Genomic DNA, 24,145 nt, shown 5'->3' on the forward strand with positions numbered 1-24,145 from the left:
CCACCCAGGCCTTGAAGCCGGCTGCATTCAGATCCAGCCGTACTCGGCCATCGACAGCGGGTCGCCCTCCCCCACGATGAAGTGGTCCAGCACCCGCACATCGATCAACTCCAGTGCCTCCTGCAAACGTCGGGTCACTACCCGGTCGGCCGGGCTGGGCTCGCAAATGCCTGACGGATGGTTGTGGCAGAGGATCACCGCCGCTGCATTGTGCGCCAAGGCGCGCTTGATCACCTGCCGCGGGTACACCGTGGTGCTGTCGATGGAGCCCTGAAACAGCACTTCGAAGGTCAGTACACGATGCCGCGTGTCGAGAAACAGGCAACCGAACACTTCATGGGGCTCGTGGCGCAGCATCGACTTCAGGTAATCGCGCACCACCAGCGGGTTCTCCAACGCGGACTGGCGATGCAGTTTCTCCGCCAGATGCCGGCGGGCCATTTCCAGCACCGCCTGCAACAAGGCGTACTTGGCCGGGCCCAGCCCCAGTTGGCGGGTGAAGGTCAGTTGATCGGCCTCCAGCAGCCTGCGCAGGCTGCCAAAGCGCCGCAACAGATGCCGCGCCAGGTCCACCGCGCTTTTACCGGCCACCCCGGTGCGCAGGAAAATAGCCAGTAGCTCGGCGTCGGAAAGGCTGATGGCGCCCTGCTCCAGAAGCCGTTCCCGCGGACGCTCCGCCGCGGGCCAGTCACGAATACTCATCACACCTCCCTGTGCATGGCGCCGCTGTTCGACAGCGGGCGCTGTGCTATCTTAGCCCCCTCTTTTTTGCGTGGTATTTCACCTGGGGAGGGGGCATGCCACGCAGCAATCACTGAACGGAAAGACAGGCCTATGCAGCGGCTGTATCGGAAACGCATCGTGCTCGGCGTCGGCGGCGGCATTGCCGCCTACAAGAGCGCGGAGCTGGTTCGCCGACTCCTCGACCAGGGCGCCGAAGTGCGCGTGGTCATGACCCGGGGCGGCAGTGAATTCATTACCCCGCTGACCATGCAAGCGCTCTCCGGGCACCCGGTCCACCTCGACCTGCTGGACCCGGCTGCCGAAGCCGCCATGGGCCATATCGAGCTGGCCAAGTGGGCCGACCTGGTGCTGATCGCGCCGGCCACCGCGGACCTGATTGCCCGCCTGGCCCAGGGCATTGCCGACGATCTGCTGACCACCCTGGTGCTGGCCACCGATGCCATCGTCGCCATCGCCCCGGCGATGAATCAGGCCATGTGGCGCGACCCTGCCACCCAAGCCAATACCCAACTGCTGCAAAGCCGTGGCCTGAAGGTCTTCGGCCCGGCTTCCGGCAGCCAGGCCTGTGGCGATGTCGGCCTGGGCCGCATGCTGGAGGCCAACGACCTGGCCCAGAGCGCCGCCGATTGCTTCCAGCATCTGGCGCTGACCGGCAAGCACCTGCTGATTACCGCCGGGCCGACCCAGGAAAACATCGATCCGGTGCGCTACATCACCAACCATAGCTCAGGAAAAATGGGCTTCGCCCTGGCCGAGGCTGCGGTTGAAGCCGGTGCCCGGGTGACCCTGATCACCGGGCCGGTACACCTGCCAACCCCCGATAGAGTCACGCGGATCGACGTTGTCAGCGCCCGGGACATGCTCGCGGCCTGTGAGTCGGCGATCCCATGCGACGTTTTCATCGCCTCTGCGGCGGTCGCGGACTACCGACCGGAAGTCGTCGCCCCACAGAAATTAAAGAAAGACCCTACGAAAGGTGACGGCCTGTTGCTGCAGATGGTGCGCAACCCGGACATCCTGGCCACCATTGCCAGCCGTCCGGATCGGCCTTTCAGTGTCGGTTTCGCCGCAGAAACCGAAAACTTGCTCGACTACGCTGCACGCAAATTGAAGGACAAGAACCTCGACCTGATCGTCGCCAACGACGTTGCCAACCCGAGCATTGGCTTCAACAGCGAGGAAAACGCCTGCAGCGTGATTGACCGGGAGTTGCACGCAACTCTCTTCGCCCAGACCAGCAAGGGCAAGATTGCCCGCCAGCTGATCTCTTTTATCGCCGAACGGCTGAACCAGGTTTAACTCGCATGCACGCTTTACAAGCCAAGATCCTCGACCCACGCATCGGCAACGAATTCCCTCTGCCGCAGTACGCCACGCCGGGCTCCGCCGGCCTCGACCTGCGAGCCATGCTCAAGGAAGACACCCTTCTGGAGCCAGGCCAGACGCTGCTGATCCCTACCGGGCTGTCGGTCTACATTGGCGATCCGGGCCTGGCGGCGCTGATCCTGCCGCGCTCCGGCCTGGGCCATAAGCACGGCATCGTGCTGGGCAACCTGGTGGGCCTGATCGACTCGGACTACCAGGGCGAATTGATGGTGTCCTGCTGGAACCGTGGCCAGAGCGCCTTCAACATCGCCGTCGGCGAGCGCATCGCCCAACTGGTGCTGGTGCCTGTGGTCCAGGCGCATTTCGAAGTGGTCGAAGCCTTTGATGAAAGCCAGCGCGGCGCAGGTGGCTTCGGCCACTCCGGCAGCCACTGATCTGCCTCTCGGAGTGGGCAGCCTGCCTGCTCCGCCCCATTGCGAGAGCAATCAAGGACCGAGGACCAGCATTTTTTTGCAGGGCGCCTGGCCCCCGCCAGGCCGGGCTGCTGACCGGTTCCGGAGGGGACGGAGCCCGTCAGATGGCACTTTCGCAGTACGAACTCTATGCTGAAAACGCCGTCATACCCTTCAGTTTGAGCCTGCCGGCCTGTCCTCCCACGGCCGTACTGCACCCCTTCAGATGGAGCACCCTCAGTGATGAGCAACGCAGCTAAAGTCGCCCCGAAATTCCCCGACAGCATCTTCCGCGCCTACGACATCCGCGGCGTTGTACCGCAAACCCTGACTGCTGAAACCGCCTACTGGATCGGCCGCGCCATCGGCTCCCAGAGCCTGGCCCAGGGTGAGCCGAACGTCTCCGTGGGCCGCGATGGCCGCCTGTCCGGGCCGGAACTGGTGGCGCAACTGATCCAGGGCCTGCACGACAGCGGCTGCCACGTCAGCGACGTCGGCCTGGTGCCGACCCCGGCCCTGTATTACGCGGCCAACGTACTGGCCGGCAAGTCCGGCGTAATGCTCACCGGCAGCCACAACCCCTCGAACTACAACGGTTTCAAGATCGTCATCGCCGGCGACACCCTGGCCAATGAACAGATCCAGGCCCTGCACGAGCGCCTCAAGAGCAACAACCTGAGCAGCGCCCAGGGCAGCGTCACCCAGGTCGACATCCTGCCGCGCTACGCCGAGGAGATCATCCGTGACGTCAAGCTGGCCCGCCGCCTGAAAGTCGTGGTGGATTGCGGCAACGGCGCCGCCGGGGTGATTGCCCCACAATTGATCGAAGCCCTGAACTGCGAAGTGATCCCGCTGTTCTGCGAAGTGGACGGCAACTTCCCCAACCACCACCCGGATCCGGGCAAGCCCGAGAACCTCGAGGACCTGATTGCCAAGGTCAAGGAAACCGGCGCCGACCTGGGCCTGGCCTTCGACGGCGACGGCGACCGCGTCGGCGTGGTGACCAACACCGGCAGCATCGTCTTCCCCGACCGCCTGCTGATGCTGTTCGCCAAGGACGTGGTGGCGCGCAACCCGGATGCGGAGATCATCTTCGACGTCAAATGCACCCGACGCCTGATTCCGCTGATCAAGGAATATGGCGGTCGCCCGCTAATGTGGAAGACCGGTCACTCGTTGATCAAAAAGAAAATGAAGCAGACCGGCGCTCTGCTGGCCGGCGAAATGAGCGGCCATGTGTTCTTCAAGGAACGCTGGTTCGGCTTCGACGACGGCATTTATAGCGCCGCACGGTTGCTGGAGATCCTCAGCAAGGAAAAATCCACCGCGGAAGAGCTGTTCGCCACCTTCCCGAACGATATTTCTACGCCGGAAATCAATATCCATGTGACTGAAGAGAGCAAATTCAGCATCATTGACGCCCTGCACGACGCGCAGTGGGGTGCAGGCGCCGACCTGACCACCATTGACGGGGTGCGGGTCGACTATGCCAAGGGCTGGGGCCTGGTTCGCGCCTCCAACACCACCCCTGTGCTGGTGCTGCGCTTCGAGGCTGATGATGCAGCCGAACTGCAGCGCATCAAGGATGTGTTCCACACCCAGCTGAAACGTGTTGCACCTGATCTCCAACTACCGTTTTGATTGTTTGAAGCACCGGAGCCCTGAATGACCATCGAACGCGATGCCGCCGCCAATACCGCCAAGGTCCTATCCGAAGCGCTGCCTTATATTCGCCGCTATGTCGGCAAGACCCTGGTGATCAAGTACGGCGGCAACGCTATGGAAAGCGAGGAGCTGAAAACCGGCTTCGCCCGCGACATCGTGCTGATGAAGGCTGTCGGGATCAACCCGGTGGTGGTGCACGGTGGCGGCCCGCAGATCGGTGACCTGCTCAAGCGCCTTTCCATTGAAAGCCACTTCGTCGATGGCATGCGCGTGACCGATGCGCAAACCATGGACGTGGTGGAGATGGTCCTCGGTGGCCAGGTCAACAAGGACATCGTCAACCTGATCAACCGTCACGGCGGCAGCGCCATCGGCCTGACCGGCAAGGATGCCGAGCTGATCCGGGCGAAAAAACTCACCGTGACCCGCCAGACGCCGGAAATGACCACCCCGGAAATCATCGATATCGGCCATGTGGGCGAAGTGGTCGGGATCAACACCGACCTGCTGAACCTGCTGGTCAAGGGTGATTTCATCCCGGTGATCGCACCGATCGGGGTCGGCGCCAACGGCGAGTCCTACAACATCAACGCCGATCTGGTGGCTGGCAAGGTGGCCGAAGCATTGAAAGCCGAAAAGCTGATGCTGTTGACCAACATCGCCGGCCTGATGGACAAGTCGGGCAAGGTCCTCACCGGCCTGAGCACCCAGCAGGTCGACGAGCTGATCGCCGACGGCACCATCTACGGCGGCATGCTGCCGAAAATCCGCTGCGCGCTGGAAGCCGTGCAAGGCGGGGTCGGCAGTTCGCTGATCATCGACGGTCGCGTGCCCAACGCGATTTTGCTGGAGATCTTCACCGATACGGGTGTCGGCACCCTGATCAGCAACCGCAAGCGTCCTTAAGCACCAGGCACAAAAAAGCCCCCGCCCGGGATCCCGGGCGGGGGCTTTTTTATCGACGCAATCTTTGTGGGAGCCGGTTTGCCGGCGAAGGCACTCACGCGGGCAACTCAAGGCCCAAAGGCCTCTTCACCGGCAAGCCGGCTCCTACAGGTCAGATTCCGTACTGCGCGCGGTAGGCTTCCACCGCCGGCAGATGCTGCTTGAGCGCCGGATCATCCGCCAGGAACTGCAGGACCTGGGTCAGGGAGACAATGCTCACCACCGGAATGCCGAAGTCACGCTCGACCTCCTGGATCGCCGACAACTCGCCGTTGCCGCGTTCCTGACGGTTCAAGGCGATCAGCACCCCGGCCGCTTTGGCGCCGTCCTGGGACTCGATGATCTGCATCACTTCGCGGATCGCCGTGCCGGCGGTGATCACGTCGTCGATGATCAGCACATCGCCGGTCAAGGGAGCCCCCACCAGGCTGCCGCCTTCGCCGTGAGCCTTGGCTTCCTTGCGATTGAAGCACCAGGGCAGATCGCGCTGGTGATGCTCGGCAAGCGCCACCGCAGTGGCCGCCGCCAGAGGAATGCCTTTATAGGCCGGGCCAAACAGCACATCGAAGGGAATGCCGCTTTCGACGATCGCCGCGGCGTAGAAACGCCCCAGCTGGGCCAGCGCCGAACCGCTGTTGAACAGGCCGGCATTGAAGAAGTAAGGGCTGGTGCGCCCGGACTTCAGGGTGAACTCACCGAAGCGCAAAACCCCGCGATCGATGGCAAAACGAATGAAATCGCGCTGATACGCCTGCATGAAAAAACCCCAGATACCACGGATTTAGCTAATTAGGTAGAGCTCGGGTATCATACACGCACGTGATTTTTGGGGCCATTTATGCGGATCATCAGTGTGAACGTCAATGGTATTCAGGCTGCAGTGGAGCGTGGTTTGCTCAGTTGGCTGCAGGCACAGAATGCCGACGTCATCTGCCTGCAGGACACCCGCGCCTCTGCCTTTGAACTGGACGACCCAGCCTTCCAACTGGATGGCTACTTCCTTTATGCCTGCGATGCCGAAGTCCCTGCCCAAGGCGGTGTGGCTTTGTATTCGCGGTTGCAGCCGAAGGCGGTCATCAGCGGCCTCGGCTTCGAGACAGCCGATCGTTACGGGCGCTACCTGCAAGCCGATTTCGACAAGGTCAGCATCGCGACCTTGCTGCTTCCATCAGGGCAGAACGGCGATGAAGACTTGAACCAGAAGTTCAAGCTAATGGACGATTTCGCCCGTTATCTGGATAAACAGCGGCGCAAACGTCGCGAGTACATTTATTGTGGCTCGCTGTACGTGGCGCAACAGAAGCTGGATATCAAGAACTGGCGCGACAGCCAGCAATCTCCGGGCTTCCTGGCGCCTGAGCGTGCCTGGATGGACGAGATCATTGGCAACATGGGTTATGTCGACGCATTGCGTGAAGTCAGCCGTGAAGGCGACCAGTACAGCTGGTGGCCGGACAACGAACAGGCCGAGATGCTGAACCTGGGCTGGCGTTTCGACTACCAGTTGCTGACTCCCGGCCTGCGTCGCTTTGTCCGCAGCGCTCGCCTGCCGCGCCAGCCACGCTTCTCGCAGCACGCACCGCTGATCGTGGACTATGACTGGACGCTGACCATCTAAGCGTCCTTTCACCGCCACAAAAAAGCCGACATCGCTGTCGGCTTTTTTGTGCTTGCTCGAGCTACTTGATCAGGCGCCAGGTGAAGGGGTAGCGATAAGGCACCCCTTCGCCAGCCTTGACTCCGCCGATGATGGTCAGCACCAGGGCTCCGATCGCCAGCAGGCCGAACATGAAGAACCCGATCACCACGATCATCAACAGGAAGCACACCGCCGACGCAATGGCGACGGTCAGCTGGAAGTTCAGTGCTTCCTTGCCCTGGGCATCGATAAAGGGATCGGTTTCGCGCTTCATCTGCCAGAGAATCAGCGGTCCGATCAGTGTGCCGAAAGGAACCCAGATCCCCAGCAAGGCGGACAGGTGACAAAACATCGCCCATTGCCGGACTTCGTGACTCGGCGTAGGCAGCGGCAGTTGTTCATCACTCATGGTGCTCTCCTTGCTGAAGACCTGCGCCCATCAATCGGCGAGCGCGGCTTGCTGCAGTTGGAAAATCTCGTTCATGCCTTGCTGGGCCAGGGCCAGCATCGCATTCAGTTCAGCCGGCTGGAACGGCGCACCTTCGGCAGTGCCCTGCACTTCGATGAAACCACCGGTGCTGGTCATCACAACGTTGAGGTCGGTTTCGGCAGCCGAGTCTTCCAGATAATCCAGGTCCAGGACCGGTTCGCCCTGGTACATGCCGACGGATACCGCGGCGATCATCTGCTTCAGCGGATCGCCGCCTTTCAGGCCACCGCGCTTCTTGATCACTTTCAAGGCGTCGACCAGGGCCACCATGGCGCCAGTGATCGATGCGGTACGAGTACCGCCGTCGGCCTGGATCACGTCGCAATCGACATACAGGGTGACGTCGCCCAGCTTGGACATGTCCAGCGCAGCGCGCAGCGAACGGCCGATCAGACGCTGGATCTCCAGGGTCCGACCGCCCTGCTTGCCACGGCTGGCTTCGCGCTGGTTACGCTCGCCGGTAGCCCGCGGCAGCATGCCGTACTCGGCAGTCAGCCAACCCTGGCCCTGGCCCTTGAGGAAGCGCGGCACACCGTTCTCGACGCTGACCGTGCAGATCACTTTGGTATCACCGAACTCGACCAGTACAGATCCCTCGGCGTGTTTGGTGTAGTTGCGGGTGATGCGGATCGAGCGGAGCTGATCGGCGGCGCGACCACTTGGACGTTTCATAGGGGAACACCTGTACGGGGACGGAAAACTGCCGAGCATTATAAAGCCCGCAACCGCGCCAGGGCACGCCTAAAAAGGTCAAAGGAGCATTTACACCGCGGATGAGTCCTGTTGCGACGAGCTGCAATGCATTGGCAGCACCAGGGTTTGGGGGCTCCGACCGCACTGCGCTACAATCCTGCGCCTTCGCAGCCTGTCGGCTTCAATTCATCTTTATCAGGCCCGCCCAACCCCCTCACGGTTGGTGCCGGCGCTGAATCGGAGGTACCTCCATGGTGCACAGCATGACCGCCTTCGCCCGGGTAGAACGGGCAGGCACTCAGGGCACCCTGAGCTGGGAACTGCGCTCGGTCAACAGCCGCTACCTGGAGCCGCACCTGCGTTTGCCGGAAGCCTTTCGCGACCTTGAAGGCGCGGTCCGCGAAGCCCTGCGCCAGGGCCTGTCCCGCGGCAAGGTCGAGTGCACCTTGCGCTTCATCGAGGAAACCGCCGGCAAACCGCTGCAGGTGGATCGCGAGCGCGCCGCGCAACTGGTCGCCGCCGCCGAGTCCGTCGCCAGCCTGATCAAGCAGCCGGCCGCGCTCAACCCGCTGGAAGTCCTGGCCTGGCCGGGCGTACTGGTGGCCGACGCCACTGACCCGCAAGCCTTGAACAGTGACGCCCTGGCCCTGTTCAACCAGGGCTTGAAGGAACTGAAGAACGGCCGCGAACGGGAAGGCGCCGAACTGGCCAGGCTGATCGACGAACGCCTGTCCTCCATCGAGGAAGACGTGGCGACCCTGCGTGAACTGGTCCCGCAGATGCTCGCGACCCAGCGCCAGAAGATCCTCGACCGCTTCGCCGACATGCAGGCCGAGCTGGATCCGACCCGTCTCGAACAGGAGATGGTGCTGCTGGCACAGAAAAGCGACGTCGCCGAAGAACTGGACCGCCTGAGCACCCACATCATTGAAGTACGTCGCGTGCTTAAGTCCGGCGGCGCGGCCGGGCGGCGCCTGGACTTCCTGATGCAGGAACTCAACCGCGAAGCCAACACACTGGGCTCCAAGGCCTTCGACCCGCGCAGCACCCAAGCTGCGGTCAACCTCAAGGTGTTGATCGAGCAGATGCGCGAACAAGTGCAGAATATTGAGTAAGGCAACTGACATGACCCACAGCACCGGCACCCTGTACATCATTTCCGCGCCGTCGGGCGCGGGCAAGAGCAGCCTGGTCAAGGCCCTGACCGACGCCAAACCGGAGATTCGCGTCTCGGTCTCCCACACCACCCGTGCCATGCGCCCCGGTGAGGTGGACGGCGTGAACTATCACTTCGTCTCCCGCGAGACGTTCGTGAAGATGGGTGAGCACGGGGACTTCCTGGAGCGCGCCGAAGTGTTCGGCAACCTCTACGGAACCTCGCAAAGCCACCTGCAGCAAACCCTGGACGCAGGCCACGATCTGATTCTGGAAATCGACTGGCAAGGCGCGGAACAAGTACGCAAGCTGATGCCCCAGGCCCGTTCGATCTTCATCCTGCCACCGTCCTTGCAAGCCCTGCACCAGCGCCTGACCAACCGTGGGCAGGACAGTGACGAGGTCATCGACGGGCGGATGCGCGAAGCCGTCAGCGAAATGAGCCACTACGTCGACTACGACTATCTGATCATCAACGACGATTTCGCCCACGCACTGGGCGACCTGAAGGCGATTTTCCGCGCCAATCAGCTGCAACAGAAACGCCAGCAGCAGCGTTTCGGCAAATTGCTGGCTGAACTCCTGGGTTAAAACAGCACTTCCCAAAACCGCTGCAAGCGCTTTACATTGGCACTTGCAGCGCGTTGAAGGGCTTGGTTAAAAAATCAGCGCTTCCCTTAACGCTGGTGATTTTTTAAACTGTCGAGTCAGCTCGCCCATCCGGGCAGCGCGCATATTGCATTTGCTACGAGGAAGACCATGGCCCGCGTAACCGTTGAAGACTGCCTAGAACACGTGGATAACCGCTTTGAGCTGGTCATGCTCTCTACCAAGCGTGCCCGTCAACTGGCCACCGGCGGCAAAGAGCCGAAAGTAGCATGGGAAAACGACAAACCTACCGTTGTCGCCCTGCGCGAAATCGCTGAAGGCCTGATCGACTACGCAGCCATCGCCGAAGCCGAAATCGTTGAAGATGAGCCGCTTTTCGCTGCTTTCGAGGACGAGTCCAACGAGGCCGTCTGAGCCTATGCCTGGTCGACGTAGCACGGCGCGGGATCACAGCTTACGGCAGGAGACATCATGCCGAGCATAGACGCCCTCGCCGATCGCTTATCGACCTATCTCGGCACGGACCAGGTCAATCTGGTCCGCCGAGCGTATTTCTACGCCGAACAAGCCCATGACGGTCAACGCCGTCGCAGCGGCGAGGCGTACGTCACGCACCCACTCGCGGTAGCGAACATTCTTGCCGACATGCACATGGACCATCAGAGCCTGATGGCCGCGATGCTGCATGACGTCATCGAAGACACCGGCATCGCCAAGGAAGCGCTCAGCGCGCAGTTCGGCGAAACCGTGGCCGAATTGGTGGATGGGGTCAGCAAACTGACCCAGATGAACTTCGAAACCAAGGCCGAAGCCCAAGCGGAAAACTTCCAGAAGATGGCCATGGCCATGGCCCGCGACATTCGCGTGATCCTGGTCAAGCTGGCCGACCGCCTGCACAACATGCGCACCCTGGAAGTACTTTCCGGCGAAAAGCGTCGGCGGATCGCCAAGGAAACCCTGGAGATCTACGCCCCCATCGCCAACCGCCTGGGCATGCACGCCATCCGCATCGAATTCGAAGACCTGGGCTTCAAGGCGATGCACCCGATGCGTTCCGCGCGGATCTACCAGGCGGTCAAGCGCGCCCGGGGCAACCGCAAGGAAATCGTCAACAAGATCGAGGAATCCCTCAGCCACTGCCTGGCCATCGACGGCATCCAGGGCGAGGTCAGCGGTCGCCAGAAGCACCTGTACGGCATCTACAAGAAGATGCGCGGCAAGCGTCGAGCCTTCAACGAGATCATGGACGTTTATGCGTTCCGCATCATCGTCGACAAGGTAGACACCTGCTATCGCGTACTCGGCGCTGTACATAATTTGTACAAGCCGCTGCCGGGACGCTTCAAGGACTACATCGCCATTCCCAAGGCCAACGGCTATCAGTCGCTGCATACCACGCTGTTCGGCATGCACGGAGTACCGATCGAGATCCAGATTCGTACCCGGGAAATGGAAGAAATGGCCAATAACGGCATCGCCGCCCACTGGCTGTACAAATCCAGTGGCGACGAACAGCCCAAAGGCACTCACGCCCGCGCCCGCCAATGGGTCAAGGGCGTGCTGGAAATGCAGCAACGCGCCGGCAACTCCCTGGAATTCATCGAGAGCGTGAAGATCGACCTGTTCCCGGACGAGGTCTACGTGTTCACGCCCAAAGGCCGGATCATGGAGCTGCCCAAAGGCTCCACCGCGGTGGACTTCGCCTACGCGGTACACACCGACGTCGGCAACAGCTGCATCGCCTGCCGGATCAATCGTCGCCTGGCGCCGCTGTCCGAACCCCTGCAAAGCGGTTCCACAGTGGAAATCGTCAGCGCCCCGGGCGCGCGCCCGAACCCGGCCTGGCTGAATTTCGTGGTCACCGGCAAGGCCCGCACCCATATCCGCCATGCTCTCAAGCTGCAGCGCCGCTCCGAGTCCATCAGCCTCGGCGAACGCTTGCTGAACAAGGTGCTCAACGGCTTCGACAGCTCCCTGGAAAAGGTCCCGGCCGAACGCATCCAGGCGATTCTCCAGGAATACCGCCTGGAACTGATCGAAGACCTGCTGGAAGACATCGGCCTGGGCAACCGCATGGCCTACGTTGTGGCGCGCCGCCTGCTGGGCGAAGGCGAACAGCTGCCAAGCCCGGAAGGCCCGCTGGCAATCCGCGGCACCGAAGGCCTGGTGCTGAGCTACGCCAAGTGCTGTACGCCGATCCCGGGCGATCCGATCGTCGGCCACCTGTCCGCCGGCAAGGGGATGGTGGTGCACCTGGACAACTGCCGCAATATCAGCGAAATCCGCCATAACCCGGAAAAGTGCATCCAGCTCTCCTGGGCCAAGGATGTCACCGGCGAATTCAACGTCGAACTGCGCGTAGAACTGGAACACCAACGCGGCCTGATCGCGCTGCTGGCCAGCAGCGTCAACGCCGCCGACGGCAACATCGAGAAAATCAGCATGGACGAACGCGATGGTCGCATCAGCGTGGTCCAACTGGTGGTCAGCGTGCACGACCGCGTACACCTGGCCCGCGTGATCAAGAAACTGCGCGCCCTGACCGGGGTCATCCGCATCACCCGCATGCGTGCGTAGCCCGTCCATTACAAGGAGTCATTCATGACCAAGACTGTTATCACCAGCGACAAGGCACCTGCTGCTATCGGCACCTACTCCCAGGCGATCAAGGCTGGCAACACCGTCTACATGTCCGGCCAGATCCCTCTGGACCCCAAGACCATGGAGCTGGTGGAAGGCTTCGAAGCCCAGACCGTCCAGGTGTTCGAAAACCTCAAGTCGGTAGCCGAGGCCGCTGGCGGTTCGTTCAAGGACATCGTCAAGCTGAACATCTTCCTCACCGACCTGAGCCACTTCGCCAAGGTCAACGAGATCATGGGCAAGTATTTCCAACAGCCTTACCCAGCCCGCGCCGCCATTGGCGTGGCCGCCCTGCCAAAGGGTGCACAGGTTGAAATGGATGCCATTCTGGTCATCGAGTAACACCCGCGGCGCAGCCCTCAAGGCTGCGCCGTTTTCGTTCTGAAAGGATTTCGTCATGCGCCAAGCGCTAGCTGTTTCGCTGCTCGCCGTACTGCTCGGCGGTTGTGCCAGCGACCCCGCCAAAAACGATGTGGGCGGCATCTGGATCAATCAGGTAGCGATCGACGCAGCCTCCAAGGGCGGCCCTTTGCGTGAAGCCCTCCAGGCCTACGGCCCGAACCTGGAATGGGAGCTCAATACCAAGGCTGGCCAGGCCCGCTACACCAACGGTTTCGAAACCGTCGAAGGCAAGATCATCGGCGACGGTTCCAGCACTGCAAAAGTCGAGTTCTATGGCAGCGCCGCCACCGACTTGAAGCGCAACGGCAAGCAACTGCTGCAAGTGGCCAACGACAATGAGCCCGAGCAGGTCTTCGACCGCCCCAAAGACCCCGCCCCCGAAGGCGCGCCGCTAGGCGCCAACTTCGAGCGCGCCTTGTACTCGGCGTATCTGGGTGGCAAGTGGAAGATCGTCAACGGACCGGGCCTGGGCAACGAGGTGCAGTTCCAGGCAAACGGCGCCGTCCAGGGCCTGCCGGGCGCCGATCGCTACGCCTTGTGCCTGGCTGGCGACTGCGCCTCGATGAGCGGCGGCAACGATAGCATCTGGCTGCAGCTCAACGGCCAGGGCAACTCCTGGATCTTCGTGCGCAAGGATCAACAGCTGGAGATCTTCCAGGCGGTGAATACCGCCCTGGCGGATGAAGTGCCCTCGCTGACGCCGGGCAGCCAGCAGTGGTTGCTGGAAAAGCAGTAACTACCCTGTAGCCGCTGCCGCAGGCTGCGACAAGGTCCACCGGACCTTCGGCCTGTCGGCAGCGACGCCCTCGGGAAGCCGGTCGCAGCCTTCGACCGCGACCCCAAGCTGCTCGGGCAACTTAGCCCTGCGTCGTCAGAATCGCAGCATAACCTTCGCGATAACTCGGATAGCGCGGCACCCAGCCCAGCGCCCTGGCCCGGGCATTGCTGCAACGCTTGCTGCCGGTACGACGCACGCTGGCATCGTCCGCCCATTCGGTGACGCCCAGGTAATCGCGCAGCCAGTCGACGACCTCCGCCAGAGGCGCGGGCGCATCGTCCACGCCGATATAGCAATCATCCAGCGCCGTGCCACTGCGGTCCGCCTTGATCAGGAACGCCAGCAGGCCCGCGGCATCGTCCGCGTGAATACGGTTGCCGTACAACGGCGGCTCGATCGCCACGCGATAACCCCGGCGCACCTGGGTCAGCAGCCACTCGCGACCCGGGCCATAGATGCCGGTCAAGCGCACCACAGTGGCGGGAATACCGCTGCCCAGAGCCACCTGCTCGGCTTCCAGCATCATGCGTCCGGAGTAGGCCTGGGCCTCGGCCACGGAAGTCTCGTCGACCCACTCACCGTCCTTCTGCTCATAAACGCTGCTGCTGGAGACAAACAGCAAACGCTTGGGCGCCTGGCCGCGCTGCTTGAGCCAGCCCAGTACATGCTGCAGACCATCGACATAAGCCGCGCGATATCCGGCTTCGTCATGCTCGGTGGCCGCCGCGCAATACACCAGATAGTCCGGCGACTTCTGCGGCCATTGCCCGGGGCATTGCTCGCTGAACAGGTCACCTGCAATGCCCACCACCCCCTGTGGCAAGCGCGATACGTTGCGACGCAGGCCGTAAACCTGCCATTGCTCGGCCAGCAGTTGAGTCGCCAGGCGACTCCCGACATCACCGCAACCGGCGATCAATACAGAGGGGGAGGACATCAGAAAACTCCTTTGGGAAAGGTCAAGACTAGCCCTCGCACTGGACGAACGGCTAGCAATCAAGGAAAAAAAGATACTCTATTACTTCTGTTAACAAGAATTACTTGCAATAATAACCGCCCATTTTGTTCTCGGCCCTGCGAGGCCTAGAAGGACATTTCACCCTTTTCTCCTCTCAGGTCCGGCCAGCATGACAAGCAACCAACTCTCCGTCTCGCCAACCAAACGCCCAAGCCCGCTGCGCGCCATGAGCGCGGTTGCAGCGCTGTTGTGCAGCCTGCTGCTGGCACCGACCGCAGCCTTTGCCGACCAGCACGCCCCAGCCACCGCCGCAGCCCCTGCCGCAGCCCCTGCCGCGACCGCTCCAGCCGCTGAACATACGGCCACCGACCCGACCGCTCCAGCCGCAGCCCCAGTGGCCGGCGAGCCAGTCCAGGCCGAAGGCCAGCCCGCTATCGGCGAAGACGCTCCTGAAGTCCTGGAGGCCGACAACACCCTGGGCATGGCCCATGACCTGTCGCCGTGGGGCATGTACCAGAACGCCGACATCATCGTGAAACTGGTGATGATCGGCCTGGCCATCGCCTCGATCATCACCTGGACCATCTGGATCGCCAAAGGCTTCGAGCTGATGGGTGCCAAGCGCCGCCTGCGCACTGAAATCGCCGCACTGAAAAAGGCCACCACCCTCAAGGAAGCCAGCGCCACCGCCACCAAGGAGGGCACCCTGGCCAACCTGCTGGTGCACGACGCCCTGGAAGAGATGCGCCTCTCGGCCAACAGCCGCGAGAAGGAAGGCATCAAGGAGCGCGTCAGCTTCCGCCTGGAGCGCCTGGTAGCTGCCTGCGGCCGCAACATGAGCAGCGGCACCGGCGTGCTGGCCACCATCGGTTCCACCGCGCCGTTCGTCGGCCTGTTCGGCACCGTGTGGGGCATCATGAACAGCTTCATCGGCATCGCCAAAACCCAGACCACCAACCTTGCCGTGGTTGCCCCGGGTATCGCCGAAGCCCTGCTGGCCACCGCCCTGGGCCTGGTTGCCGCGATTCCCGCGGTGGTGATCTATAACGTCTTCGCTCGCTCCATCACCGGCTACAAGGCCCAGGTCACCGACGCCTCGGCCGAGGTCCTGCTGCTGGTCAGCCGCGACCTGGATCACCAGCCGAACGAGCGCTCCGCACAACCGCACATGGTGAAAGTGGGGTAATCAGCCATGGGCTTGCATTTGAAAGAAGGCGCAGGCGACGACCTGGCCGAAAACCACGAGATCAACGTCACGCCGTTCATCGACGTGATGCTGGTGCTGCTGATCATCTTCATGGTGGCCGCACCGCTGGCCACCGTGGACATCAAGGTCGACCTGCCCGCCTCCAGCGCCAAACCGGCGCCGCGGCCGGAAAAACCGGTGTTCCTCAGCGTCAAGGCCGACAAGCGCCTGTTCCTCGGCGAAGACGAAGTCAAGGCTGAAACCCTTGGCGCCATCCTCGACGCCCGGACCCAAGGCAAGAAAGACACGACCATCTTCTTCCAGGCCGACAAAGGTGTGGATTACGGCGACCTGATGAGTGTGATGGACACCCTGCGGGCGGCCGGCTACCTGAAAGTCGGCCTGGTCGGACTTGAGACGGCAGCCAAGAAATGATCACGACGCGCCAAAGACTGACGCGTTACAGCGGTAGCCTGGCGGTGGTGTTGGGCGTCCATGGGTTGGCGATCCTGCTCGCCCTCAACTGGTCCAAGCCACAGCCCATGCCCATCCCCCCCCAAGCCATGGTGGTGGAATTGGCACCTGCCCCTGTGCCGCCTCCACCGGCGCCGCCGAAAGTGGTGACCCCACCACAACCGCCGGCCCCCGTGGAAGAACTGCCGTTGCCGAAACTGGCCGAAGCGCCGAAGCCGACCATCTCGGTACCCAAGCCGGTGAAGCAGAAGCCCAAGCCGCAACCGCCAAAGCCGGTGGTCAAGCCTGAGCCGCCCAAGGAAAAGCCTTCCGAGGAAAAGCCCAGCGACGCCCCGGTCACACCGGCTCCGTCCAAGCAGCCCGCTCCTGCGACCCCTGGCCCGTCACCGGCCCAGGCCGCCGCCAAGGCTAACTGGCAGGGGGAATTGCAGGCGCACCTGGCCAAGTACAAGCGCTATCCGAGCGAGGCTCAGCGTCGAGGCAAGGAAGGCACCAACTCCCTGCGCTTCGTCGTCGATGCCGAAGGCAAGGTGCTGTCCTATGAGCTGGTGGGCAGGTCGGGCAATGCCGATCTGGACCGGGCCACCCTGGACATGATCCGTCGTGCCCAGCCGCTTCCCAAGCCACCGGCAGACATGCTCAACAACGGCAGCGTGGAAATCACCGCCTCGTACAACTACGAGATCGACCGCAGCCGCGGCCGCCGTTGATCCACCGCAAGGGCACCTTCAAGGTGCCCTTCGCGTTTGTGCCGTCTGGAGCAGGCATTGGCGGGTGTCGCATTCCACCCTCGGTCTGATAACGTGCGTCTATCGATTGCAGCCGTTATGCTTGGCCGCAACCTCACGGACGCCCGCTATGACTCTTACAGAATTGCGCTACATCGTTACCCTCGCCCAAGAGCAGCACTTCGGCCATGCCGCCGAGCGCTGCCATGTCAGCCAGCCCACCCTGTCGGTCGGCGTGAAAAAGCTTGAAGACGAACTCGGCGTGCTGATTTTCGAGCGCAGCAAGAGCGCCGTGCGCCTGACCCCGGTGGGCGAGACCATCGTCGCCCAGGCGCAAAAGGTCCTGGAGCAGGCCCAGGGCATCCGTGAACTGGCCCAGGCCGGCAAGAACCAGCTGACCGCACCGCTCAAGGTCGGGGCGATCTACACCGTCGGCCCCTACCTGTTCCCGCACCTGATTCCCCAGTTGCACCGGGTCGCTCCGCAGATGCCGCTGTATATAGAAGAGAACTTCACCCACGTACTGCGCGACAAACTGCGCAACGGCGAGCTGGACGCGATCATCATCGCCCTGCCGTTCAACGAGGCCGATGTCCTGACCCTGCCGCTGTACGACGAACCCTTCTATGTGCTGATGCCCAGCGGCCACCCCTGGACCAAGAAGGAAACCATCGACGCCAACCTGCTCAACGACAAGAGCCTGTTGCTGCTGGGCGAAGGCCACTGCTTCCGCGACCAGGTCCTGGAGGCCTGCCCGACCCTGACCAAGGGCAACGACGGCGCCAAGCACACCACCGTGGAATCCAGTTCCCTGGAAACCATCCGCCACATGGTCGCCTCCGGCCTGGGCATCTCGATCCTGCCGCTGTCGGCCGTGGACAGCCATCACTACGCCCCCGGGGTGATCGAAGTCCGCCCCCTGACCCCGCCCGTGCCGTTCCGCACCGTGGCCATCGCCTGGCGCGCCAGCTTCCCGCGGCCCAAGGCCATCGAGATCCTCGCCGACTCGATCCGCCTGTGCTCGGTGGCCAAGCCGCCCGCCGCGAGTTAAGCGCTCGCAATGACTGAGCTGTCGAAAGTGCCGGTCACGGCACTCAAGGGCGTCGGCGAAGCCATGGCCGAGAAGCTGGCCAAGGTCGGCCTGGAAAACCTTCAGGACGTGCTGTTCCACCTGCCCCTGCGCTACCAGGACCGCACCCGCGTGGTGCCGATCGGCGCCCTGCGCCCTGGCCAGGATGCTGTGATCGAAGGCACCGTCAGTGGCGCCGATGTGGTCATGGGCAAGCGCCGCAGCCTGCTGGTGCGCCTGCAGGACGGTACCGGCGGCCTGAGCCTGCGCTTCTACCATTTCAGCAATGCGCAGAAGGACGGCCTGAAGCGCGGCACCCGTGTGCGCTGCTATGGCGAAGCCCGGCCCGGCGCCTCGGGCCTGGAGATCTACCACCCGGAATACCGTGCCATCAGCGGCGACGAGCCGCCGCCGGTGGACCAGACCCTGACACCGATCTACCCCCTGACCGAAGGCCTGACCCAGCAGCGCCTGCGCCTGCTGTGCCAACAGAGCCTGGCCCTGCTGGGCCCGCGCAGCCTGCCCGACTGGCTGCCGGAAGAGCTGGCCCGGGACTATCAGCTGGCGCCCCTGGACGATGCGATTCGCTACCTGCATCACCCGCCGGCGGACGCCGATGTCGACGAACTGGCCCTGGGGCACCACTGGGCCCAGCACCGCCTGGCGTTCGAGGAATTGCTGACCCACCAGCTGTCCCAGCAGCGTCTGCGCGACAGCCTGCGCTCACAGCGCGCCCCGGTGCTGCCATTGGCCAGGAAACTGCCGGTCAAGTACCTGAAGAACCTGGGCTTCGCTCCCACCGGCGCGCAACAGCGCGTGGGCAACGAGATCGCCTACGACCTGAGCCAGCCCGAGCCCATGCTGCGACTGATCCAGGGCGACGTGGGCGCCGGCAAGACCGTGGTCGCCGCCCTGGCCGCCCTGCAGGCACTGGAGGCCGGCTACCAGGTGGCACTGATGGCGCCGACGGAAATCCTCGCCGAGCAGCACTTCATCACCTTCAAGCGCTGGCTCGAGCCCCTGGGCCTGGAAGTCGCCTGGCTGGCAGGCAAGCTCAAGGGCAAGGCCCGCAGCGCAGCCCTGGAACAGATTGCCGGTGGCACACCGATGGTGGTGGGCACCCACGCGCTGTTCCAGGACGAAGTGCAGTTCAAGAACCTGGCCCTGGTGATCATCGACGAACAGCACCGCTTCGGCGTGCAGCAGCGCCTGGCCCTGCGCCAGAAAGGCGTGGGCGGCCGCCTGTGCCCGCACCAGTTGATCATGACCGCCACGCCGATCCCGCGAACGCTGGCCATGAGCGCCTACGCCGACCTGGACACCTCGATCCTCGACGAACTGCCTCCCGGTCGCACCCCGGTGAACACCGTGCTGGTGACCGACAGCCGGCGCATCGAAGTCATCGAGCGGGTACGCGCCGCCTGCGCGGAAGGGCGCCAGGCCTACTGGGTCTGTACCCTGATCGAAGAGTCCGAGGAACTGACCTGCCAGGCCGCGGAAACCACCTTCGAAGACCTTTCCAGCGCCCTCGGCGAATTGCGCGTAGGGCTGATCCACGGCCGCATGAAGGCCCCCGAGAAAGCCGCGGTGATGGCCGAGTTCAAGGCCGGCAACCTGCAACTGCTGGTGGCCACCACGGTGATCGAGGTCGGGGTCGACGTACCCAATGCCAGCCTGATGATCATCGAAAACCCCGAACGCCTGGGCCTGGCCCAGTTGCACCAGCTGCGCGGCCGGGTCGGGCGCGGCAGCGCCGCCAGCCACTGCGTGCTGCTCTACCACCCACCGCTTTCACAGATCGGTCGCCAGCGCCTGGGCATCATGCGTGAAACCAACGACGGTTTCGTCATCGCCGAAAAGGACCTGGAGCTGCGCGGCCCCGGGGAAATGCTCGGCACCCGGCAGACCGGCCTCCTGCAATTCAAGGTCGCCGACCTGATGCGCGACGCCGACCTGCTGCCGGCGGTACGCGATGCCGCCCAGGCCCTGCTGGAGCGCTGGCCGGACCATGTCAGCCCGTTGCTGGAGCGCTGGCTGCGCCACGGACAGCAATACGGCCAAGTGTGAACCAACACTCAGTTAGTGAACCCTCGCCATAACCAAGCTGGTTATACTCGTCAAATTGTAGAAAAACGGATACCAGACCATGACAGAAGTTGCCCTCGACATTGCAACCCCACACGCTCCGTCTGTTATCCGGTTGCTGCTCGGCAAGCTGGCCATCAGCTACAACGAAGTGATCGACCAGCCGGGCCTGCCGGCTGCGCGCAAGGTCCAGGCGGTACTGCTGGACGACGCCGTCGGCGCGCTGATGGTGCTGTTCCCGCAGAGCCAGTTACTGGACCTCAACCGCCTGGCCGAACTCACCGGCCGCCGCCTGACCGCCGTTTCCACCGAACGCCTGGAGCGCATGCTCGGCAAGCACAGCCTGAGCCTGCTGCCCGGCCTGCCGGCGCTCACCAGCTCACCGTGCCTGTACGAAGAAAGCCTGCTGCGCGAGCCCTGCCTGCTGATCAACTCCGGCGAGCCCGGGGTACTGCTGGAGATCACCAGTGAAGCCTTCAAGAGCATGCTCAGCAAAGCCAGCGCCGGCAACTTCGGCGAGCCCCTGAGCAGCATTCGCCCCAACCTCGACCGCCCGGACGATGACCGCGAGGAGATCTCCCAGGCGATGCAGGCCTTCACCGCGCGGCGCATCCAGCAGCGCCTGGAAGCCACCATCGAGATCCCGCCCCTGGCGGAAACCGCGCAGAAGATCATCAAGCTGCGGGTCGACCCCAACGCCACCATCGACGACATCACCGGTGTGGTGGAAACCGACCCGGCCCTGGCCGCCCAGGTGGTCAGCTGGGCCGCCTCGCCCTACTACGCCTCGCCCGGCAAGATCCGCTCGGTGGAAGACGCCATCGTCCGCGTGCTGGGCTTCGACCTGGTGATCAACCTGGCGCTGGGCCTGGCCCTGGGCAAGACCCTGAGCCTGCCCAAGGACCAGCCGCAGCACGCCACGCCTTACTGGCAGCAGTCGATCTACACCGCCGCGGTGATCGAGGGCCTGACCCGCGCCATGCCCCGTGCCCAGCGCCCGGAAGCCGGCCTGACCTACCTGGCCGGCCTGCTGCACAACTTCGGCTACCTGCTGCTGGCCCACGTGTTCCCGCCGCACTTCTCGCTGATCTGCCGGCATTTGGAGGTCAACCCGCACCTGTGCCACAGCTATGTCGAACAGCACCTGCTGGGTATCAGCCGCGAACAGATCGGCGCCTGGCTGATGCGGTACTGGGACATGCCGGAAGAGCTGTGCACCGCCCTGCGCTTCCAGCACGACCCGAGCTACGACGGCGCCTATGCCGAGTACCCGAACCTGGTGTGCCTGGCCGTGCGCCTGCTGCGCAGCCGGGGCATCGGCTCCGGGCCCCACGAGGATATCCCCGACGCCCTGCTGGAACGCCTGGGCCTGACCCGGGACAAGGCGGACGACGTGGTGAGCAAGGTGCTGGAAGCCGAAGTACTGCTGCGGGAACTGGCTTCGCAGTTCAGCCAGGCCTGAGCCCATTCGCCGGCCAGCCCGCTCCTGCAGGAGGCGGCTTGCCGGCGAGGTTTCCCGGTCAAGCCTTGGGCTTGGCCTTTTTCGGTTTCAGGTACTTGGTCAGCCCCTGGAACCAGATCACCAGGGCCGGGTTGCCCTTGATCTGGATCGACTTGTCCTGAATACCGGTCATGAATGCCAACTGCTTGTTCTTCGCCTGCAGGGTGGCGAAGCCGTAGGCGGCATCCTTGAAGGCAATGGCGAATGCCGGCTCGGGATAGAACCCCGAACGGCTGGTGACGCGCTGGTCCTTGACGAAAAAATGCCGAGCAACCTTGCCGTCGAGCGTCTGCAGCTGGAACACCAGCTCCTTGTCACCCAACTGTTGCTGGAAAGCAGGATTGTTGCGGCTGGCTTTGCCCATCAACAGGCCAAGCACCCAGAGAAGAAAACGGAATTTCATGCACGGCGCCTCAGTGGAATTATTGGATGGCCGGCGCAGTTTAACCTGTAACTCGAAGAGCGCCAGCCGATCTGTTCGATTGCTCGGAGATCGGCTGGCGTTCAACGCTTATCGCGACATCTTGTCAGACAATCGCCAACTCAGACGTTAGGGCAAGGCACCGGTGCCCAGTCACCCAGGTCCGGGTTCTTGCACATGCTGTTGACCTGGGTCTGGCCGGTGGTCGCGACCTTGTTGCTCTCGGCCTGCTTGATCTTGGCATCCTGGATCGACCTCTCGGTGCTCACCGCTTCCTGAGGCACGGTCGGCAGCTTGGGCAGCTTGGGCTGCTTGACCTTCTGTGGCTGTTTTCTCTTGCCACCGGTGGTCACCGTGGTGGTATCGGCGGTGGCGACTTTCACCACGTCGGTACGCTGCACGCCCACTTGCTGCAGATCCTGCTCGTAGGCCTGGTTGTACTTGCTCAGGTCTTCGCTGGCACGGCCGTTCACCGCGGTGATCAGGTCGTTGGACTCCTTCAGGCCGCTGACGATTTCCGCCAGGCGCTTGCGCCCTTCCACGTCATTGATGGTGTTGGCCTTGCGGGAGCTGATCAGGCTGTCGAAGGCGCGCTGGTAGCAGGTCTGGGAAGCGCGGGCATAGGCCGTGCTGCGGTCGATGTCGGCCGCGCTCTTGTTGACGTCGGCAGCGTAGGAAGCGATGCGCTGGTTGTCGTCGGCGATCTGCTTCTGGCGCTCGGTGTAGTAACCGGCTGCGCCACCGGCCAGGGCACCGCCTGCGGCACCGATGGCGGCGTTGCGGCCACGGTGGTCGCCGTCACCGGTCAGGGCACCGAGCAAAGCGCCGCCGGCAGCGCCCAGGGCAGCACCGGTGACCACCGACTTGGTCATGTCCGAATCCGTGGCGCGCAGGTGCTGCACCGGCTCGTAGCAGCTCGGGTAGTACTCGACCTTGGTGGTCGAGGCGACCTTGGACACCGGAGAGGTCGCGCAACCGGTCAATACGGTGCTGAACCCGGCGGCAACCAACAGCAGGTGACGCTTGGACGTTGAAGCAAATGGGTTGCGGGAAAAAAGCATGTTCGTGATCTCGATTAAGTTTGACCAACTCGGCGCGACGCAATGTCGTCCGAGATCCTCCAGGCTCGACAGACAGCGGCCGGTCATGACTTCTGACCGGTCGATGCGAGCAGTTCCTTCAAAATCGTCGCCGGGTCGGCTCGCCGTTGCTGGCGATAATTCCCGACATGGCGAACGAATAACGTAGCGCGCGTCACCAGGCTCTTGCCGAGCACCGGCTTGCGATTGAGCTCTTCCTTGATTCGTTGAAATTGCGCCTGGATCACCGCGTCGGTGTAACGGGTGCCCGTGGCCAGGTTGTCGATGTAGATCGCCACCGCCCCGTCCAGCGCGCTGCGGCCGTTGTCGATGGCTTCGGCGAACAGCTTGGCGCTGGGCTCGTCCTTGGCATCGATGGCCTGCTGCTGGCTCTTCTTCAGGTTGGTCAGGCGGATGTTGTAGTTGTTGATGGTCTCGGCCACCAGGGCCGACGACTGGATCAGGTTGCCGGCCGCCTCCTCGCGCTGCTGGGCGATCAGCGAGACGTTGCGCTTGAGCTCTTCGTTGACCAGCCCCAGCTCCGCCTGCAGGCGCGGGTCGACGCTGGCGGCGATGATGGCGTCCAGGCGCTTGGTGGGGTCCTGCGCGTCGTCGATGGCATCGGTCAGGGACGCCAGGCGGCCCTCCTTCTGCCACTGGGCGAACAGCTCCTTGTAGCGCGAACGGGGCGCCGACAGCGCGCCGATGGCCACCCGGAAACCGGTGGTTTCGTTGCTCTGCTCAGTGCCGTCGGCGCCAAACAGCGGGTACTCGCGGCGCATCCCGGTGAACAGCGTGCCTTCGCCTTCCAGGTAGTTGCCGCCCTTGACCACGAAACCGCCGTAGGTGCCCTGGCGGCGCCCGGCGCGCACCAGCTGGAAGGACTCCTGGACCATCTCGGCGGCGTTGCCGATCACGTCGAACATGCCGATGGGGTTGGGCAGCTTGGTGCCGATGGGCATCAGGCGCGCGGCCTGGCCGGTGCCGCCGGCCACCTGGTTGAACACCGCCCAGTCCGCCAGCGGGCCGTCGTCTTCGCTGCCCTCCACGCGCCGCGGGAACAGGCGGCCTTCCAGCTCCTGGCGGCTGACCGCCTGGCCGCCGCG

Annotated in this window: 24 protein-coding genes and 1 pseudogene; 17 read left to right on the forward strand and 8 right to left on the reverse strand. The window is 63.3% G+C overall.

Features of this window, described 5'->3' with window-relative positions; all coding sequences use genetic code 11:
* Positions 1 to 27 precede the first annotated feature (27 nt).
* Positions 28 to 702, reverse strand: coding sequence for a RadC family protein (gene radC, locus F6S12_RS14035; protein ID WP_011064221.1), 675 nt, complete (start codon positions 700 to 702; stop codon positions 28 to 30).
* A gap of 132 nt (positions 703 to 834) precedes the next feature.
* On the opposite strand from radC, the gene coaBC reads away from it, so the two are divergent.
* From coaBC to argB, 4 genes and pseudogenes are all read left to right on the forward strand, one after another.
* Entirely contained in the window at positions 835 to 2,043 is a 1,209-nt protein-coding gene (gene coaBC, locus F6S12_RS14040; RefSeq protein WP_161466776.1) for a bifunctional phosphopantothenoylcysteine decarboxylase/phosphopantothenate--cysteine ligase CoaBC, read from the forward strand.
* Positions 2,044 to 2,048: 5 nt separating this feature from the next.
* Positions 2,049 to 2,504 (forward strand): dUTP diphosphatase, encoded by a 456-nt coding sequence (dut, locus tag F6S12_RS14045; protein ID WP_152686529.1) that lies wholly within the window; start codon positions 2,049 to 2,051, stop codon positions 2,502 to 2,504.
* Positions 2,505 to 2,762: 258 nt separating this feature from the next.
* Positions 2,763 to 4,163 (forward strand): annotated as a pseudogene (locus tag F6S12_RS14050) (phosphomannomutase/phosphoglucomutase); the annotation flags it as partial.
* Positions 4,164 to 4,187: 24 nt separating this feature from the next.
* Positions 4,188 to 5,093 carry an acetylglutamate kinase gene (gene argB, locus F6S12_RS14055; protein ID WP_011064225.1) on the forward strand — a complete coding sequence of 302 codons (906 nt, stop codon included), beginning with the start codon at positions 4,188 to 4,190 and terminating at the stop codon, positions 5,091 to 5,093.
* Between the two features lie 151 nt (positions 5,094 to 5,244).
* Here the strand turns inward: argB and pyrE are convergent, their stop codons facing one another.
* Positions 5,245 to 5,889 carry an orotate phosphoribosyltransferase gene (gene pyrE / locus F6S12_RS14060; protein ID WP_011064226.1) on the reverse strand — a complete coding sequence of 215 codons (645 nt, stop codon included), beginning with the start codon at positions 5,887 to 5,889 and terminating at the stop codon, positions 5,245 to 5,247.
* An 81-nt stretch (positions 5,890 to 5,970) separates the two neighbouring features.
* Here pyrE and F6S12_RS14065 point away from each other — a divergent pair, with 81 nt between their 5' ends.
* Positions 5,971 to 6,750: an exodeoxyribonuclease III gene (locus F6S12_RS14065; protein WP_011064227.1), complete on the forward strand. Its 780-nt coding sequence runs from the start codon at positions 5,971 to 5,973 to the stop codon at positions 6,748 to 6,750.
* A gap of 61 nt (positions 6,751 to 6,811) precedes the next feature.
* Here the strand turns inward: F6S12_RS14065 and F6S12_RS14070 are convergent, their stop codons facing one another.
* Positions 6,812 to 7,180 (reverse strand): DUF4870 domain-containing protein, encoded by a 369-nt coding sequence (locus F6S12_RS14070; RefSeq protein ID WP_011064228.1) that lies wholly within the window; start codon positions 7,178 to 7,180, stop codon positions 6,812 to 6,814.
* Between the two features lie 30 nt (positions 7,181 to 7,210).
* Positions 7,211 to 7,933, reverse strand: a complete 723-nt coding sequence (gene rph / locus F6S12_RS14075; protein ID WP_011064229.1) for a ribonuclease PH — start codon at positions 7,931 to 7,933, stop codon at positions 7,211 to 7,213.
* 272 nt (positions 7,934 to 8,205) lie between these two features.
* On the opposite strand from rph, the gene F6S12_RS14080 reads away from it, so the two are divergent.
* The 6 genes from F6S12_RS14080 to F6S12_RS14105 all read left to right on the forward strand — a co-directional run bounded on the left by F6S12_RS14080 (position 8,206) and on the right by F6S12_RS14105 (position 13,496).
* Positions 8,206 to 9,069, forward strand: a complete 864-nt coding sequence (locus F6S12_RS14080) for a YicC/YloC family endoribonuclease (protein WP_015637471.1) — start codon at positions 8,206 to 8,208, stop codon at positions 9,067 to 9,069.
* A gap of 10 nt (positions 9,070 to 9,079) precedes the next feature.
* A complete protein-coding gene (gene gmk, locus F6S12_RS14085; RefSeq protein ID WP_011064231.1) occupies positions 9,080 to 9,700 on the forward strand; it encodes a guanylate kinase in 621 nt (206 codons plus the stop codon).
* Between the two features lie 168 nt (positions 9,701 to 9,868).
* A complete protein-coding gene (gene rpoZ, locus F6S12_RS14090) occupies positions 9,869 to 10,132 on the forward strand; it encodes a DNA-directed RNA polymerase subunit omega (protein WP_007921129.1) in 264 nt (87 codons plus the stop codon).
* 57 nt (positions 10,133 to 10,189) lie between these two features.
* Positions 10,190 to 12,295, forward strand: a complete 2,106-nt coding sequence (spoT, locus tag F6S12_RS14095; RefSeq protein WP_011064232.1) for a bifunctional GTP diphosphokinase/guanosine-3',5'-bis pyrophosphate 3'-pyrophosphohydrolase — start codon at positions 10,190 to 10,192, stop codon at positions 12,293 to 12,295.
* 24 nt (positions 12,296 to 12,319) lie between these two features.
* Positions 12,320 to 12,700 (forward strand): RidA family protein, encoded by a 381-nt coding sequence (locus tag F6S12_RS14100; RefSeq protein WP_007921133.1) that lies wholly within the window; start codon positions 12,320 to 12,322, stop codon positions 12,698 to 12,700.
* A 55-nt stretch (positions 12,701 to 12,755) separates the two neighbouring features.
* A complete protein-coding gene (locus tag F6S12_RS14105) occupies positions 12,756 to 13,496 on the forward strand; it encodes a hypothetical protein (RefSeq protein ID WP_011064233.1) in 741 nt (246 codons plus the stop codon).
* A gap of 121 nt (positions 13,497 to 13,617) precedes the next feature.
* Here F6S12_RS14105 and F6S12_RS14110 read toward each other — a convergent pair whose 3' ends face one another.
* Positions 13,618 to 14,475, reverse strand: a complete 858-nt coding sequence (locus F6S12_RS14110; protein ID WP_011064234.1) for an SDR family oxidoreductase — start codon at positions 14,473 to 14,475, stop codon at positions 13,618 to 13,620.
* 190 nt (positions 14,476 to 14,665) lie between these two features.
* Between F6S12_RS14110 and exbB the strand changes: the two genes are divergently transcribed.
* The 6 genes from exbB to F6S12_RS14140 all read left to right on the forward strand — a co-directional run bounded on the left by exbB (position 14,666) and on the right by F6S12_RS14140 (position 21,500).
* Positions 14,666 to 15,682, forward strand: coding sequence for a tonB-system energizer ExbB (exbB, locus tag F6S12_RS14115; protein ID WP_169892413.1), 1,017 nt, complete (start codon positions 14,666 to 14,668; stop codon positions 15,680 to 15,682).
* 6 nt (positions 15,683 to 15,688) lie between these two features.
* Complete coding sequence (gene exbD / locus F6S12_RS14120) at positions 15,689 to 16,117, forward strand: TonB system transport protein ExbD (RefSeq protein ID WP_011064236.1); 429 nt, start codon at positions 15,689 to 15,691, stop codon at positions 16,115 to 16,117.
* The gene (locus F6S12_RS14125) at positions 16,114 to 16,866 is read left to right on the forward strand and encodes an energy transducer TonB (RefSeq protein ID WP_011064237.1); all 753 of its coding nucleotides are present in this window, start codon (positions 16,114 to 16,116) and stop codon (positions 16,864 to 16,866) included. The genes exbD and F6S12_RS14125 overlap by 4 nt, the downstream gene beginning before the upstream one ends.
* Before the next feature lie 148 nt (positions 16,867 to 17,014).
* On the forward strand, positions 17,015 to 17,935 hold the full coding sequence (locus F6S12_RS14130) for a hydrogen peroxide-inducible genes activator (protein WP_011064238.1): 921 nt from the start codon (positions 17,015 to 17,017) through the stop codon (positions 17,933 to 17,935).
* A gap of 9 nt (positions 17,936 to 17,944) precedes the next feature.
* A complete protein-coding gene (gene recG / locus F6S12_RS14135) occupies positions 17,945 to 20,020 on the forward strand; it encodes an ATP-dependent DNA helicase RecG (protein WP_123431110.1) in 2,076 nt (691 codons plus the stop codon).
* A gap of 79 nt (positions 20,021 to 20,099) precedes the next feature.
* Complete coding sequence (locus F6S12_RS14140) at positions 20,100 to 21,500, forward strand: aminoacyl-tRNA deacylase and HDOD domain-containing protein (protein WP_011064240.1); 1,401 nt, start codon at positions 20,100 to 20,102, stop codon at positions 21,498 to 21,500.
* 58 nt (positions 21,501 to 21,558) lie between these two features.
* Here F6S12_RS14140 and F6S12_RS14145 read toward each other — a convergent pair whose 3' ends face one another.
* From F6S12_RS14145 to F6S12_RS14155, 3 genes are all read right to left on the reverse strand, one after another.
* Positions 21,559 to 21,942, reverse strand: coding sequence for a hypothetical protein (locus tag F6S12_RS14145; RefSeq protein ID WP_015637475.1), 384 nt, complete (start codon positions 21,940 to 21,942; stop codon positions 21,559 to 21,561).
* Between the two features lie 140 nt (positions 21,943 to 22,082).
* Positions 22,083 to 23,021, reverse strand: a complete 939-nt coding sequence (gene tagQ, locus F6S12_RS14150; protein WP_315869010.1) for a type VI secretion system-associated lipoprotein TagQ — start codon at positions 23,019 to 23,021, stop codon at positions 22,083 to 22,085.
* 83 nt (positions 23,022 to 23,104) lie between these two features.
* Positions 23,105 to 24,145, reverse strand: a 1,041-nt coding sequence (locus F6S12_RS14155; RefSeq protein WP_315869011.1) for an SUMF1/EgtB/PvdO family nonheme iron enzyme, incomplete at its 5' end; no start/stop codon positions are given.

It is taken from the genome of Pseudomonas sp. JV245A (assembly GCF_032424515.1).
In the GTDB taxonomy this organism is placed as follows: Bacteria; Pseudomonadota; Gammaproteobacteria; order Pseudomonadales; family Pseudomonadaceae; genus Aquipseudomonas; species Aquipseudomonas protegens.

What these genes read in the sequence shown, in the direction of transcription:
- coaBC (WP_161466776.1), top strand. Translation starts at nt 835, where the DNA reads ATGCAGCGGCTGTATCGGAAACGCATCGTGCTCGGCGTCGGCGGCGGC.
- spoT (WP_011064232.1), top strand. Translation starts at nt 10,190, where the DNA reads ATGCCGAGCATAGACGCCCTCGCCGATCGCTTATCGACCTATCTCGGC.
- argB (WP_011064225.1), top strand. Translation starts at nt 4,188, where the DNA reads ATGACCATCGAACGCGATGCCGCCGCCAATACCGCCAAGGTCCTATCC.
- F6S12_RS14130 (WP_011064238.1), top strand. Translation starts at nt 17,015, where the DNA reads ATGACTCTTACAGAATTGCGCTACATCGTTACCCTCGCCCAAGAGCAG.
- F6S12_RS14100 (WP_007921133.1), top strand. Translation starts at nt 12,320, where the DNA reads ATGACCAAGACTGTTATCACCAGCGACAAGGCACCTGCTGCTATCGGC.
- F6S12_RS14125 (WP_011064237.1), top strand. Translation starts at nt 16,114, where the DNA reads ATGATCACGACGCGCCAAAGACTGACGCGTTACAGCGGTAGCCTGGCG.
- exbB (WP_169892413.1), top strand. Translation starts at nt 14,666, where the DNA reads ATGACAAGCAACCAACTCTCCGTCTCGCCAACCAAACGCCCAAGCCCG.
- gmk (WP_011064231.1), top strand. Translation starts at nt 9,080, where the DNA reads ATGACCCACAGCACCGGCACCCTGTACATCATTTCCGCGCCGTCGGGC.
- recG (WP_123431110.1), top strand. Translation starts at nt 17,945, where the DNA reads ATGACTGAGCTGTCGAAAGTGCCGGTCACGGCACTCAAGGGCGTCGGC.
- radC (WP_011064221.1), bottom strand. Translation starts at nt 702, where the DNA reads ATGAGTATTCGTGACTGGCCCGCGGCGGAGCGTCCGCGGGAACGGCTT.
- rpoZ (WP_007921129.1), top strand. Translation starts at nt 9,869, where the DNA reads ATGGCCCGCGTAACCGTTGAAGACTGCCTAGAACACGTGGATAACCGC.
- F6S12_RS14105 (WP_011064233.1), top strand. Translation starts at nt 12,756, where the DNA reads ATGCGCCAAGCGCTAGCTGTTTCGCTGCTCGCCGTACTGCTCGGCGGT.
- exbD (WP_011064236.1), top strand. Translation starts at nt 15,689, where the DNA reads ATGGGCTTGCATTTGAAAGAAGGCGCAGGCGACGACCTGGCCGAAAAC.
- dut (WP_152686529.1), top strand. Translation starts at nt 2,049, where the DNA reads ATGCACGCTTTACAAGCCAAGATCCTCGACCCACGCATCGGCAACGAA.
- pyrE (WP_011064226.1), bottom strand. Translation starts at nt 5,889, where the DNA reads ATGCAGGCGTATCAGCGCGATTTCATTCGTTTTGCCATCGATCGCGGG.
- F6S12_RS14070 (WP_011064228.1), bottom strand. Translation starts at nt 7,180, where the DNA reads ATGAGTGATGAACAACTGCCGCTGCCTACGCCGAGTCACGAAGTCCGG.
- F6S12_RS14065 (WP_011064227.1), top strand. Translation starts at nt 5,971, where the DNA reads ATGCGGATCATCAGTGTGAACGTCAATGGTATTCAGGCTGCAGTGGAG.
- F6S12_RS14140 (WP_011064240.1), top strand. Translation starts at nt 20,100, where the DNA reads ATGACAGAAGTTGCCCTCGACATTGCAACCCCACACGCTCCGTCTGTT.
- F6S12_RS14080 (WP_015637471.1), top strand. Translation starts at nt 8,206, where the DNA reads ATGGTGCACAGCATGACCGCCTTCGCCCGGGTAGAACGGGCAGGCACT.
- F6S12_RS14110 (WP_011064234.1), bottom strand. Translation starts at nt 14,475, where the DNA reads ATGTCCTCCCCCTCTGTATTGATCGCCGGTTGCGGTGATGTCGGGAGT.
- tagQ (WP_315869010.1), bottom strand. Translation starts at nt 23,021, where the DNA reads ATGCTTTTTTCCCGCAACCCATTTGCTTCAACGTCCAAGCGTCACCTG.
- F6S12_RS14145 (WP_015637475.1), bottom strand. Translation starts at nt 21,942, where the DNA reads ATGAAATTCCGTTTTCTTCTCTGGGTGCTTGGCCTGTTGATGGGCAAA.
- rph (WP_011064229.1), bottom strand. Translation starts at nt 7,933, where the DNA reads ATGAAACGTCCAAGTGGTCGCGCCGCCGATCAGCTCCGCTCGATCCGC.